Genomic DNA, 14,145 nt, shown 5'->3' with positions numbered 1-14,145 from the left:
AATTTATCTATGTTTGACAATGCTTGCAACCCACATTCCGCAGGTAAGTCAAGAGACAAAGTAGTACTTTTGACATGAAGAGCCAAGAAAGGAAAGAATATGTTTGTGTTTGGAGGTCAAATTAACGATAGTTTGAATGCCGTCAATCTCTAACCAACGGATAAACAGAAAAGACTGAGGCTCTTCCCCCAACTGTGTGGAAAGTGTATAATAGTAATACCACAGTAGGAGGTGGAGTATGTGGATAAACTTGGATGAGCTACTAGGTTTGCCAAAGGTAACAGTCGTAAACTATCGAGAAATAGATGGTGCTTTGTTCTTAAAATTAAAAATGAAAAACGAAGTAATAGAATGTCCAAATTGTCATAAAGAATTGGAAGATATAAATCAAATAGAATATAATTTGGTTCGGGATTTATCCCTATTGGGAAAGAAAGTATATCTGGAAGTGCCCCGCCGCCAGTTCCATTGTGAAAAATGTCAGAAATACATAGGGCTTGCTGAAAAAGTCAAAAAACGAAAGAAATGTGGGTTAGGGAAGTATGGACTGAAAAAGCATAGATAACTTATCCTTATGGAAACAAATCAAAATACAGATTTTGTTTAATCTATTGTTCCTTTCTGTCTAAAAAGGTCAACACAAATCACTCCTCACAAAAGAGAGGAAAATTAACACCATTTTTCACAAGAAAAACGACTCTACAACTTTTTACTTTTTGTCTTCTGAAGTAGAGTAGAAAGATTCATTACCAAAAAGTTCATCGCAATTACCGTTTCCGAGGTCTCAGGTAGTTTGGCCATCACTCGACCAAGACTAAATTTCCTCTTTCCCTGTCCGAATTTACCCTCAATGGCATTACGCACTCTTTCATCTGAGCGTGCCTCTTTCTTTTTTTCTTTGCTCACCTCTTTCGGCGGTCTTCCCAATCGGGGACCACTCATTCTTATATCCCTTTCTTTACAATAAGCTCGATTCGCTTTTGTTCGATAGATTTTATCCACATGAACCGATTCCGGATAACATCCTGTTTCCCTTTTATATTCTTCTATTCGCGCTTGTAAATCTCCCGATTCGTTGTAATTATCCCAACTTAATTTGTCTAAGAAGACAAAGCCATTCACATTACTTGCCGATATTTTAGCTCCAAACTCTACTGCTTTTCCCGCTTTTCCACGCACTATTGGACGCACGTGAGGTTGGCTTACACTCACAATTCTGTTTTCTACTTTATTTGTCTTTTTTTCATACATTTCTAACTGTTGCTCATACACTTTTCCTATCGTTACAAGCTCTTCTTGCTCTTTTTTCGTTAGTTTTTCTAACTTTGCTCCCTCTTCTATCATTTTTTCTATATCAGACAAGTTTCTTTTTATATATCCTAGTTGTTTTTTTGTTCCTTTTCTTCTTTCTTTTTTTGACACACGACGTTTTTTTGCTATGGCTAAGTACTCTTTTCTTGCCACTTCCCTATAAGTCCTCGGCTTTTCTTTCCTTTTCTCTTTTATTTCTTCATACAGCTTATCTATTATTTTTTCTGTTTTTTCTCTGGCATCATTCAATATTCCTATATCCGTTGGATATTTTATATCTGCTGGTGTACAAGTCGCATCTAACAATAACTTTCCTTCATTTTCTTTTTTTTCTGACGCTACACCCGTCGCTTTTTTTTCTATTTCTTTATTAATTTTATTTATTAATTCCATTCCTATTTTTTTACGAAAATGAACCATCATTGACGCATTAAATGCTTCTTTGCTACTATAGCTTTCCATTCCTATAAAGTACTGTAAATAAGGGTTCTCTTTTATTTGTTCTACTGTTTCTCTGTCACTTTTTCCTGAAATTTCTTTGATAATTAATGCTCCTAATGCCATTCTAAATGATTTGGCTGGGGCTCCTTTTTTTTCTGTGAAGTTTTTTGCATATTCTTCCTCATATTCTTCCCAGGGAATCATTTTTGACATTTCTATCCAACGATTTTCTTCGTCTAACTGCCCGCCGAACAGATTTTTCAAGTTTTCTGGTGTTTCAATTGAGTACTGTTGCTTTCGGTACATCTGCTTTCTCTCTTCTTAATGCAATGGTTTTGAGGCATTCTACCCTATTTTCGTGCATTCTAGCGGTTCTTAATTCGCCTACTATTTTTCTCCGTAAAGGTTTCAGCTTTTTTCAGCAAGCCCTACATAACAGAAAGACTGGACTTTATGCGGCTAAGAAAACATTATACAATTCGTTATGAAGAAAAGATTTATGAGCAAGTAAAAAAGAAAAATGTAGAAGAGGTAAGGCAAGAAGAAGAAATAAGTTGGGGAACATTGGAATCAATATTTGAAGAGTATGCAAAGCAGGCAGAAAAGAAGGAATGGGAATTACCAGAAAAGATAAGTTTAGACGAATTTAGTAATAGAAAAGGAAAAAAAGACTTTATTACAACAGTGATAGATATAAATAAAAAGGAATTGTTAGAAGTAATAAAAGGACACAAAAAAGAAGAGATAATAGAAGCTCTAAAGGTGCAGCCAGCAAGGGTTAGAGAGAATGTAAAGGAAGTAAGTGTGGATATGTGGGAGGGATTTACGTCAGCAATAAAGGAGTTATTTGTAAATGCTAAAATCGTCTATGATAGATTTCATGTAATGAAAAATATAAATGAAGAATTGAATAAATTGAGAAAGAAAATGAATATGCATAAAAAGGGTTTAACATACCTATTATGGAAAAATAAAGAAGAGTTAAAAAAAGAAAAAAGAGAAGAGTTAGAAGAGATATTGAAAATGTATCCTTGTTTAGGAATAGCGTATGAAATGAAGGAAGAGATTAGAGATATTTATGAGCATTCAAGAACGACAAATGATGCAAGGAGAAAATTTGAAAAATGGATGAGAACAGCGTGCCTATTCTATAAAAAAAGTGTGGGTATGCTGAAAACTCATTTGACAGGTATATGCAATTATTTTGAAAACCATACAACTAATGGATTAACGGAAGGGATGAATACGGCACTGGTATCGTCTAGCTAGAAGCTATAAACGTTGCAATACAAGAGGTTCAACAAATCAGGCGAATTTGGAGTAAGTCCTCCCAAGTTAACCCTTTTTGAATTATACCGAGAGCTACCGCAGGAACTTTTTTCGTCGTAAAATGGCTGCGAACAAAGTTATGAACCATCCAGAAAATATCTAGCACTCGCTGTAATCCCACAACAGATTTAGCATAAGTATTTGTTCGACGACGAAAGGCGGCTAAATAGCGTCGTAGAGAACTATTAAATGCCTCAACGTGGTTGGCATGAACATCCTTGTCTTCTGGTTTTTCTGTTGTCTCAGGATGTTCAGTTTTCGGAGTTTCTACTTTCTCTAGTTTACCCTCAGAATCTCGACGTTTACTACTCTTATTTTTTAATCTTACCACCATACCCTTCGGTAATACTTTGGTGGGACGACCTCGCTTCCCAGTCCTTAATACTTCGTGACAAATATTAAATAGCAGTTGACTATATCGCTTTTCTCCATCTGTAAATAACTGGAGAGATTCTGCACTCCTTTCAAATAATTCCGCTACCGTCATCATTGCTTCTAGAAATAATTTCTGCTCTTTTTTACCACATTTTAAATGCCAAATAAAGCGGCTAGCCCTGTCCATGAGCACGATTGTCCACCTCTCAGAGGCACTTGCTTCTTTATTTTTTCCAACTTTTGTGTATAGTTCATCCCCTTCTATTACTAATTTAACAAATTCATTCACTAAGGCGTATAAAAATAATGTCTCTTGTAATCCTGATAATTTCTTTTCCCAATTCAATATTGTTGTTTTCGCGTAGCCGAATACTCGGGCTGCTGCATTTAATCCTATTCCTTCCATTCTGGCTTTTAATACTTTTACAATTTCACTTAATGGGGTTTCTAAGCCAGCGATTACGCTACCATAAGTCTCAGCAAAACAAGAACTACATTCTTGACAAATGAACATTTTACGTTCCCCGTTACCTTTCGTTTGATAATGAGAATGTATTTTTACGTTTTCACTATAGCAATGAGGGCAGTTTTTCTGAAATAAGGCTTCCTCTTTCTCTTGGGGTAAGCCAATATCACTTAGGAGGTCAATTGAGCTTTTATTCAATGTTGACATTGCTTTCTGTTTTCCCTTTCTTTAATATAATGACAATAATAATAGTATAACAAAAACGGGAATATGTCCAGTCGTAAGTTATTTTCTATTTTCTCAAACTCTTACACCATAACTTTTTCTAGCTTTGATCACACGATACCAGTACCAGAAAACAGTCTTGAAATTGCTCTGGATTCAGACTAGCAAATACACGCGCAAACGTATCGTGGGAGGGGATGCCATTCGGCAATTCCAAAATTTTTTTTAGCCATTGATGTTTAGCCTTGCCGAAACTTTCCATGGCTACCCAACCTTCTGCTCCACAAATGACGGCTAAGATGGCAATCGTTAGAATATCAATGAGTTTATGCCGTTTTGTTCGTTCGATGCGAGGGTCATCTATTTCGGCAAAGTGTTCTACCAGTCTATATTTGGGTCGGAGTTTCATCGCTTTTGTTTTCTATGCACTTTCCCTTATTTTCCCTTATCCATCCCTCTATAATGTTCTTGTATCTGTATCATTTTTAGATGCGTTCGCCCTGGGTCCAAATCCCGCATCATTGAGAGATTTTTTTGCCAGTGTAGTTTTGCCACAACCAGAGGGGCCACTTAAAGTCACGTGCTTCCCACTGGTAACTAGTGAGCCAACTATGTCATTAAACTCTCGCGGTTCAACAAAGGTGAGTACTGGAATTTCGCTTTCATTAAATACATCGGAAACGCTATAAATATTCATTTAATTTCTTATCAATTTTTACTAGAACTCTTGATTAGCTAATTAAGGATTATACAGAAAATTTCCGTATGTTACCCCAAATACGGATTTTATTCAGAATCTTTCTGTATAACACTCCCAAATAGGACGTTAGACAAGACAGTTAGGAAACATCGTACCAGTTTTTTTGGAAAAAAGCACCCCTTCTGACAAAAATTTGTTGACCATAACTCGGATAACATTCGGATTTCTCGACTTAACCTACAGTGAGGGCGATCTGCGTGGCCGTACTTTCAGCGATCGCGTTTTGATAAGAGTTGAGACCGAGATCAAGTATTTTGCAATTTATAATCGAGTGCGATTGCTTTTTAATTGAGAATTGAGACGGCGATCAAGTATTGTGGCGTTTGTAATTGAGGGCGATTAAGTAGGGCTTGCTGAAAAAAGCTGAAACCTTTACGGAGAAAAATAGTAGGCGAATTAAGAACCGCTAGAATGCACGAAAATAGGGTAGAATGCCTCAAAACCATTGCATTAAGAAGAGAGAAAGCAGATGTACCGAAAGCAACAGTACTCAATTGAAACACCAGAAAACTTGAAAAATCTGTTCGGCGGGCAGTTAGACGAAGAAAATCGTTGGATAGAAATGTCAAAAATGATTCTTTGGGAAGAATATGAGGAAGAATATGCAAAAAACTTCACAGAAAAAAAAGGAGCCCCAGCCAAATCATTTAGAATGGCATTAGGAGCATTAATTATCAAAGAAATTTCAGGAAAAAGTGACAGAGAAACAGTAGAACAAATAAAAGAGAACCCTTATTTACAGTACTTTATAGGAATGGAAAGCTATAGTAGCAAAGAAGCATTTAATGCGTCAATGATGGTTCATTTTCGTAAAAAAATAGGAATGGAATTAATAAATAAAATTAATAAAGAAATAGAAAAAAAAGCGACGGGTGTAGCGTCAGAAAAAAAAGAAAATGAAGGAAAGTTATTGTTAGATGCGACTTGTACACCAGCAGATATAAAATATCCAACGGATATAGGAATATTGAATGATGCCAGAGAAAAAACAGAAAAAATAATAGATAAGCTGTATGAAGAAATAAAAGAGAAAAGGAAAGAAAAGCCGAGGACTTATAGGGAAGTGGCAAGAAAAGAGTACTTAGCCATAGCAAAAAAACGTCGTGTGTCAAAAAAAGAAAGAAGAAAAGGAACAAAAAAACAACTAGGATATATAAAAAGAAACTTGTCTGATATAGAAAAAATGATAGAAGAGGGAGCAAAGTTAGAAAAACTAACGAAAAAAGAGCAAGAAGAGCTTGTAACGATAGGAAAAGTGTATGAGCAACAGTTAGAAATGTATGAAAAAAAGACAAATAAAGTAGAAAACAGAATTGTGAGTGTAAGCCAACCTCACGTGCGTCCAATAGTGCGTGGAAAAGCGGGAAAAGCAGTAGAGTTTGGAGCTAAAATATCGGCAAGTAATGTGAATGGCTTTGTCTTCTTAGACAAATTAAGTTGGGATAATTACAACGAATCGGGAGATTTACAAGCGCGAATAGAAGAATATAAAAGGGAAACAGGATGTTATCCGGAATCGGTTCATGTGGATAAAATCTATCGAACAAAAGCGAATCGAGCTTATTGTAAAGAAAGGGATATAAGAATGAGTAGTCCCCGATTGGGAAGACCGCCGAAAGAGGTGAGCAAAGAAAAAAAGAAAGAGGCACGCTCAGATGAAAGAGTGCGTAATGCCATTGAGGGTAAATTCGGACAGGGAAAGAGGAAATTTAGTCTTGGTCGAGTGATGGCCAAACTACCTGAGACCTCGGAAACGGTAATTGCGATGAACTTTTTGGTAATGAATCTTTCTACTCTACTTCAGAAGACAAAAAGTCAAAAGTTGTAGAGTCGTTTTTCTTGTGAAAAATGGTGTTAATTTTCCTCTCTTTTGTGAGGAGTGATTTGTGTTGACCTTTTTAGACAGAAAGGAACAATAGATTAAACAAAATCTGTATTTTGATTTGTTTCCATAAGGATAAGTTATCTATGCTTTTTCAGTCCATACTTCCCTAACCCACATTTCTTTCGTTTTTTGACTTTTTCAGCAAGCCCTAAGTATTTTACAGTTTATAGTTGAGGGCGATCGCCTTGTCGTCTTCAAAAACCGCGATCGCTTTTGTTTTCTTCTAAAAGTTAAACTAGTGATGCCCATAAATTTTCATGAAGTGCTAAGTAGGGCTTGCTGAAAAAGTCAAAAAACGAAAGAAATGTGGGTTAGGGAAGTATGGACTGAAAAAGCATAGATAACTTATCCTTATGGAAACAAATCAAAATACAGATTTTGTTTAATCTATTGTTCCTTTCTGTCTAAAAAGGTCAACACAAATCACTCCTCACAAAAGAGAGGAAAATTAACACCATTTTTCACAAGAAAAACGACTCTACAACTTTTTACTTTTTGTCTTCTGAAGTAGAGTAGAAAGATTCATTACCAAAAAGTTCATCGCAATTACCGTTTCCGAGGTCTCAGGTAGTTTGGCCATCACTCGACCAAGACTAAATTTCCTCTTTCCCTGTCCGAATTTACCCTCAATGGCATTACGCACTCTTTCATCTGAGCGTGCCTCTTTCTTTTTTTCTTTGCTCACCTCTTTCGGCGGTCTTCCCAATCGGGGACCACTCATTCTTATATCCCTTTCTTTACAATAAGCTCGATTCGCTTTTGTTCGATAGATTTTATCCACATGAACCGATTCCGGATAACATCCTGTTTCCCTTTTATATTCTTCTATTCGCGCTTGTAAATCTCCCGATTCGTTGTAATTATCCCAACTTAATTTGTCTAAGAAGACAAAGCCATTCACATTACTTGCCGATATTTTAGCTCCAAACTCTACTGCTTTTCCCGCTTTTCCACGCACTATTAGACGCACGTGAGGTTGGCTTACACTCACAATTCTGTTTTCTACTTTATTTGTCTTTTTTTCATACATTTCTAACTGTTGCTCATACACTTTTCCTATCGTTACAAGCTCTTCTTGCTCTTTTTTCGTTAGTTTTTCTAACTTTGCTCCCTCTTCTATCATTTTTTCTATATCAGACAAGTTTCTTTTTATATATCCTAGTTGTTTTTTTGTTCCTTTTCTTCTTTCTTTTTTTGACACACGACGTTTTTTTGCTATGGCTAAGTACTCTTTTCTTGCCACTTCCCTATAAGTCCTCGGCTTTTCTTTCCTTTTCTCTTTTATTTCTTCATACAGCTTATCTATTATTTTTTCTGTTTTTTCTCTGGCATCATTCAATATTCCTATATCCGTTGGATATTTTATATCTGCTGGTGTACAAGTCGCATCTAACAATAACTTTCCTTCATTTTCTTTTTTTTCTGACGCTACACCCGTCGCTTTTTTTTCTATTTCTTTATTAATTTTATTTATTAATTAATTCCATTCCTATTTTTTTACGAAAATGAACCATCATTGACGCATTAAATGCTCCTTTGCTACTATAGCTTTCCATTCCTATAAAGTACTGTAAATAAGGGTTCTCTTTTATTTGTTCTACTGTTTCTCTGTCACTTTTTCCTGAAATTTCTTTGATAATTAATGCTCCTAATGCCATTCTAAATGATTTGGCTGGGGCTCCTTTTTTTTCTGTGAAGTTTTTTGCATATTCTTCCTCATATTCTTCCCAAAGAATCATTTTTGACATTTCTATCCAACGATTTTCTTCGTCTAACTGCCCGCCGAACAGATTTTTCAAGTTTTCTGGTGTTTCAATTGAGTACTGTTGCTTTCGGTACATCTGCTTTCTCTCTTCTTAATGCAATGGTTTTGAGGCATTCTACCCTATTTTCGTGCATTCTAGCGGTTCTTAATGGGTGCGACCTTTAGTTGATAAAAGCTGTTGTAATCAGGGTTCTACAGGGAACCCATATTGATCAAGTTTTGCCCAAAATTGACTCCATCGTTCCTTGGTCAATACCAAAGCTCGTAGGCTCAAAATAATTCCTGCTCCTTTTTCCTTCCATCGCATCCCTGAACAACATAATCGTTGTTTGACCAACGTCTTACAAGCTGCTTCCGTAACACCTGAACCAATCGGATACTTTTTCTCTATGTATTCAGCATAATCCATTTGATGCTGATGATTCTCGTAATAAGTAATCGCCGCTTGTAGTTTCTCGGTAAGATTCTTAGAATGACTTTTTTCTTCTTTGACTTCTTTCATCAGATTTAGCAGTTCTCCTGCTTTTCCTTTTTCATGCTTGAGTTCTCGACAATTTTCAGTCAACCATTCTTTTTGTTTTGACACGGTATTCGGATGCAACGCTTCTGCCAAGGCACCTAAGTAACCAGAGGCATGATAGAAATCTAATATCTGTTCTTCCGTTTGCTTTTCTAAAAACTTCCAATTTGATTCTGCCCCGTCTGCTATCCCGACCAATGTTGCCTCTGGATAACGTTTTTTCGCTCGCTCAATTTCTCTTTCTAATCTTTCTAGAAAACTCTTTTTTCCATACTCTGGTGCCGCACCTAGATAGATTGTAGGTTGACGTTCGCCTTCACTATCGTATAGGGAAACGGTTCCCACCATTGCTTCACGGTAGCCATCCTCACACATCAGCATACAGGTTCCATCTAATCCTATTCCCACTGTTGCAATTTGGCTATCCTCCTTGGGCGGGGCATAACTCCACGCTTCTTCTTTTGCCTGTACCACACTTCCTACTGCTTCACTCAATCTTTGGATATAGGATAGCGCTACTTTTCTACCATGATTTTCTAATAAATCATTTTTCACCTCTTTGCCTGCCATCCCTGACATTTTTGAGGATACCTGTTTTGCCAATAATGGCGTTGATGTTATGATTATCCTTGCTTCTCTTTCTAAGGGGCAATACGTTTTTCCTCAAAGGTGAACGCTGATATACATGACGATTCACTATAACCTCACCATAAGGTGTTTGATATTCTTTCGGTTGCTCTCCCTTACTCTTCCAGATTTCTTCACCGATTTTTAAGGGTGAACCATCTGTATCTAAATATTTCAAGGCTTCTTTGCTGGCGATGCAACCTACTTCGTTTAAGCCTTTTTGAATATTTATTTCTGTATCCAACATTGAACGACTGAGTTCTAATGTTAGTTCTATTTTTATCTTTGAACCCTCTACATTAATTAGTTTTGCTGTCATCATTGTTTCCTCTTTGTCACTTTTCATCTCATGTTAACACTTTTCTTTTCCTTCATCAACTAAAGGTCACACCCTTCTTAATTCGCCTACTATTTTTCTCCGTAAAGGTTTCAGCTTTTTTCAGCAAGCCCTAAGTAAAGCGATCGCCTAATCATTTTGCCCCAAAGTCAACTCGATCAAACGTTGCATCTCTAAGCGTAATCCCCTGAATTCAGAGGTTACAGTTTCCCTGTCTTGTATGGACTGGTCAACAAATTGGGTAACTTTTTCCTCTAATCGGGTAATGGCAGAAGCGTTTCGTTTCGTCATCTGGTCAATCTGTATCAGATCTTCACGAAACTGTTGACCAAAAGTGAGGGTTATTTCCAGAATTTGTTCGATGCGATCAAGACGTTCGTTATCAGTGGGCATCGGTTAAACTTTGTTTAGGTTTAGGAAGAGGGGTGCGACCTTTAGTTGATAAAAGCTGTTGTAATCAGGGTTCTACAGGGAACCCATATTGATCAAGTTTTGCCCAAAATTGACTCCATCGTTCCTTGGTCAATACCAAAGCTCGTAGGCTCAAAATAATTCCTGCTCCTTTTTCCTTCCATCGCATCCCTGAACAACATAATCGTTGTTTGACCAACGTCTTACAAGCTGCTTCCGTAACACCTGAACCAATCGGATACTTGTTCTCTATGTATTCAGCATAATCCATTTGATGCTGATGATTCTCGTAATAAGTAATCGCCGCTTGTAGTTTCTCGGTAAGATTCTTAGAATGACTTTTTTCTTCTTTGACTTCTTTCATCAGATTTAGCAGTTCTCCTGCTTTTCCTTTTTCATGCTTGAGTTCTCGACAATTTTCAGTCAACCATTCTTTTTGTTTTGACACGGTATTCGGATGCAACGCTTCTGCCAAGGCACCTAAGTAACCAGAGGCATGATAGAAATCTAATATCTGTTCTTCCGTTTGCTTTTCTAAAAACTTCCAATTTGATTCTGCCCCGTCTGCTATCCCGACCAATGTTGCCTCTGGATAACGTTTTTTCGCTCGCTCAATTTCTCTTTCTAATCTTTCTAGAAAACTCTTTTTTCCATACTCTGGTGCCGCACCTAGATAGATTGTAGGTTGACGTTCGCCTTCACTATCGTATAGGGAAACGGTTCCCACCATTGCTTCACGGTAGCCATCCTCACACATCAGCATACAGGTTCCATCTAATCCTATTCCCACTGTTGCAATTTGGCTATCCTCCTTGGGCGGGGCATAACTCCACGCTTCTTCTTTTGCCTGTACCACACTTCCTACTGCTTCACTCAATCTTTGGATATAGGATAGCGCTACTTTTCTACCATGATTTTCTAATAAATCATTTTTCACCTCTTTGCCTGCCATCCCTGACATTTTTGAGGATACCTGTTTTGCCAATAATGGCGTTGATGTTATGATTATCCTTGCTTCTCTTTCTAAGGGGCAATACGTTTTTCCTCAAAGGTGAACGCTGATATACATGACGATTCACTATAACCTCACCATAAGGTGTTTGATATTCTTTCGGTTGCTCTCCCTTACTCTTCCAGATTTCTTCACCGATTTTTAAGGGTGAACCATCTGTATCTAAATATTTCAAGGCTTCTTTGCTGGCGATGCAACCTACTTCGTTTAAGCCTTTTTGAATATTTATTTCTGTATCCAACATTGAACGACTGAGTTCTAATGTTAGTTCTATTTTTATCTTTGAACCCTCTACATTAATTAGTTTTGCTGTCATCATTGTTTCCTCTTTGTCACTTTTCATCTCATGTTAACACTTTTCTTTTCCTTCATCAACTAAAGGTCACACCCAGGAAGAGAATTTCTCCTTTGCTGTTTTCAGCGTAGCGGATTACTCGTAACGTAACGTTTTCAGTAGCGCCTAATTAGGGCTTGCTGAATAAGTATAGAACCTTTGCCGGATAATGCTTTCAAGCATTTTAAAAACGATCAGGTGCAAGGTTATGGCCTTTGGAGGCTCAAAGCCCATGCACGTCGTTGGAAAACTGGGGGTTGAAATTGGAAACAACTCTCTGAAGTCACCATTTTTCGCGTCCTGTGGCATCTAGGTTCGTTTTGTGGACTTTTTCAGCAGACCCTAAATATTCATAAAATTTTTCTTTACTGGACAGTGGGAAGTTCTCGAGCAGGGTAAGTGAGAAAAGAAAATCGGACATGCGATACCCAAGAGTGCCGTTATGTCCGAAACTGGCTGATATAGAAAATCGATAGCCAGTGCTATCTATCAATTATGCAACTATGTCAGCGACTAGAGCAAATCCTAGAGAATCTCCGTCCCGCCTTTAGCCGAGAAGCAACGTACCAATGGTTTATCCTATTAGCCTGGGGAGTAGTGCTCAACAGCCAACCGAGCGCAATAACAAGCTATGTCAATGCCTTAGGGTTAACAGAGAGCTACTACCATCAGGCACTACATTGGTTTGAATCCAAGGCATTTAACGTCAAAGGACTGACCTTGGGATGGTCGAAGTGGGTAAGTCAGCATGAAAATCTATATCGAATCAAGGAAAAACGAGTGTATGTGGGGGATGGAATCAAAGTGGGGAAAGAAGGGCGCAAGATGCCAGGGGTAAAACGACTACACCAAGAATCCGGAAATGTGGCGAAGCCAGAATGGATAAGGGGGCATTACTTCAATGCCTTGAGTGTTTTGGTGGAAGCAGGAAAAGCCTGCTTTGCCTTGCCCTTAGTGTTGCGGCTAGACGATGGCATCAAGTCCAAAGTAACGGCAAAGGAAGGGAAAAAAGGCAGCAAAAAAGAGAAGACTACTCTAGTCACGAAAATGGGGGAGCTTTGCACTACCTACGCAGAGGCGGGAAGCTATGTGATTTTGGATGCTTACTTCGCTTGTGGAGCAGTGCTCAAAAGTTTTCGCCAAAATGCCTTGCATCTCATCACCCGAGTGCGTTGCTCTACAGTGGCATATGCTCCCTTTTCTTCCGTTCCGACCTTGAGGGGGAAAGGACGACCACGGCTTTGGGGGAGTTCAATAAAACTAGAAAGCCTGTTTGCTCTTGTGGAGGATTTTCCCACCGCTAAAGTCTGGCTCTATGGTCAACAAGTCTCCGTTTCTTATCAGTGCTTTGAGTTCCACTGGGATAGTCCCCATCAGCTCGTTAAGTTTGTCCTCACCCAATTGCCCAACGGACAAAGACTGATTCTGCTTTCTACTGACCTCTGTTTGACTGGACCTGAGATTATTGCCGCTTACGGTCTCCGATTTAAGATTGAAGTCACTTTTCGTCAATTAATCCATCTTTTGGGCAGCAATTCCAAATTCAAATGGTATAAATAGAGACAGAAAAACTTTGACCTATAGGAAGTTATGAATAAAGAGAAAAGTGTCTACTGATTTTGCAGAGAGAAAGATGGAAGTAAACGACCTAAGTTTTGACGGAATCGTTCACTGTTTAAACGAGGTCATTGGGAAGATAGATGACCCCCGTTCGGTTAGTAATGCAACGAAATATAGTCTAAGAGAGGCGATACTGGGGGCATTTGCCGCCTTTTTTATGCAAAATGAGTCATTTTTAGAGTACCAACGTCAGCTTAACAGCCGTTGTGGGCGAGATAATGCTCAGAGCTTGTTTGGACTAGAAAAAATACCAACAGTAGAACAGATTCGCAACATTGTGGATGGGGTAGCAGCGAGTAGTCTATTCCCTTTGTTTGGGTTAATTTACCAAGCATTGAGGAGCATGGGATTCTTGAAAGCCTATGAAATATTGAGGGGAAATCTTCTAGTAGCAATGGATGGGACAAATTACTACAGTTCGGAAAAAGTAAATTGTCCATGCTGTTCAACCAAAACGTCAAAACAGGGAAAAGTCACCTACTTCCATCAGGCATTATTGCCCGTGATTGTTTCCCCAGACCATGAATCAGTTTTTTCCTTACCCCCTGAATTTATCACCCCTCAAGACGGGTCTGAAAAGCAAGATTGTGAGCAAAATGCGGCGAAACGTTGGATAAGTAGGGCTTGCTGAAAAAGTCAAAAAACGAAAGAAATGTGGGTTAGGGAAGTATGGACTGAAAAAGCATAGATAACTTATCCTTATGGAAACAAATCAAAATACAGATTT

The 14,145-nt window shown here is 38.1% G+C and carries 5 protein-coding genes and 8 pseudogenes; 5 read left to right on the top strand and 8 right to left on the bottom strand.

The annotated features are described in order from the left end of the window. Window positions 1-238 precede the first annotated feature (238 nt). Window positions 239-493 (top strand): annotated as a pseudogene (locus tag KA717_23960) (transposase family protein). Window positions 494-720: 227 nt separating this feature from the next. Here KA717_23960 and KA717_23955 read toward each other — a convergent pair. Continuing rightward, window positions 721-2,058: pseudogene (locus tag KA717_23955) on the bottom strand (IS5 family transposase). 117 nt (window positions 2,059-2,175) lie between these two features. Between KA717_23955 and KA717_23950 the strand changes: the two are divergent. Continuing rightward, window positions 2,176-3,006: pseudogene (locus KA717_23950) on the top strand (ISL3 family transposase). 43 nt (window positions 3,007-3,049) lie between these two features. Here the strand turns inward: KA717_23950 and KA717_23945 are convergent. The 3 genes and pseudogenes from KA717_23945 to KA717_23935 all read right to left on the bottom strand — a co-directional run bounded on the left by KA717_23945 (window position 3,050) and on the right by KA717_23935 (window position 4,844). Next, on the bottom strand, window positions 3,050-4,129 hold the full coding sequence (locus KA717_23945) for an IS1 family transposase (GenBank protein UXE59001.1): 1,080 nt from the start codon (window positions 4,127-4,129) through the stop codon (window positions 3,050-3,052). Between the two features lie 166 nt (window positions 4,130-4,295). After that, window positions 4,296-4,556, bottom strand: a pseudogene (locus KA717_23940) (transposase family protein). 48 nt (window positions 4,557-4,604) lie between these two features. Beyond that, on the bottom strand, window positions 4,605-4,844 hold the full coding sequence (locus KA717_23935; protein ID UXE59000.1) for a hypothetical protein: 240 nt from the start codon (window positions 4,842-4,844) through the stop codon (window positions 4,605-4,607). Window positions 4,845-5,376: 532 nt separating this feature from the next. Between KA717_23935 and KA717_23930 the strand changes: the two are divergent. Beyond that, a pseudogene (locus KA717_23930) lies at window positions 5,377-6,714 on the top strand (IS5 family transposase). A 577-nt stretch (window positions 6,715-7,291) separates the two neighbouring features. Here KA717_23930 and KA717_23925 read toward each other — a convergent pair. The 4 genes and pseudogenes from KA717_23925 to KA717_23910 form a co-directional block, all read right to left on the bottom strand. Then, window positions 7,292-8,633, bottom strand: a pseudogene (locus tag KA717_23925) (IS5 family transposase). Window positions 8,634-8,741: 108 nt separating this feature from the next. Then, window positions 8,742-10,023, bottom strand: a pseudogene (locus KA717_23920) (ISKra4 family transposase). Between the two features lie 147 nt (window positions 10,024-10,170). Beyond that, window positions 10,171-10,434, bottom strand: a complete 264-nt coding sequence (locus KA717_23915; GenBank protein UXE58999.1) for a hypothetical protein — start codon at window positions 10,432-10,434, stop codon at window positions 10,171-10,173. A 64-nt stretch (window positions 10,435-10,498) separates the two neighbouring features. Next, window positions 10,499-11,780: pseudogene (locus tag KA717_23910) on the bottom strand (ISKra4 family transposase). A 513-nt stretch (window positions 11,781-12,293) separates the two neighbouring features. Here KA717_23910 and KA717_23905 point away from each other — a divergent pair. Further along, window positions 12,294-13,358, top strand: coding sequence for a transposase (locus tag KA717_23905; protein ID UXE58998.1), 1,065 nt, complete (start codon window positions 12,294-12,296; stop codon window positions 13,356-13,358). 46 nt (window positions 13,359-13,404) lie between these two features. Further along, on the top strand, window positions 13,405-14,049 hold the full coding sequence (locus tag KA717_23900; GenBank protein ID UXE58997.1) for a hypothetical protein: 645 nt from the start codon (window positions 13,405-13,407) through the stop codon (window positions 14,047-14,049). The last annotated feature ends 96 nt before the right edge of the window (window positions 14,050-14,145 follow it).

Origin of the sequence: Woronichinia naegeliana WA131, from assembly GCA_025370055.1 — a bacterium.
Lineage (GTDB): Bacteria > Cyanobacteriota > Cyanobacteriia > Cyanobacteriales > Microcystaceae > Woronichinia > Woronichinia naegeliana.
The sequence above is the reverse complement of the archived record's forward strand: the minus strand, read 5'-3'. Positions and strand labels throughout refer to the sequence as shown.

What these genes read in the sequence shown, in the direction of transcription:
- KA717_23945 (UXE59001.1), bottom strand. Translation starts at nt 4,129, where the DNA reads ATGTCAACATTGAATAAAAGCTCAATTGACCTCCTAAGTGATATTGGC.
- KA717_23935 (UXE59000.1), bottom strand. Translation starts at nt 4,844, where the DNA reads ATGAATATTTATAGCGTTTCCGATGTATTTAATGAAAGCGAAATTCCA.
- KA717_23915 (UXE58999.1), bottom strand. Translation starts at nt 10,434, where the DNA reads ATGCCCACTGATAACGAACGTCTTGATCGCATCGAACAAATTCTGGAA.
- KA717_23905 (UXE58998.1), top strand. Translation starts at nt 12,294, where the DNA reads ATGCAACTATGTCAGCGACTAGAGCAAATCCTAGAGAATCTCCGTCCC.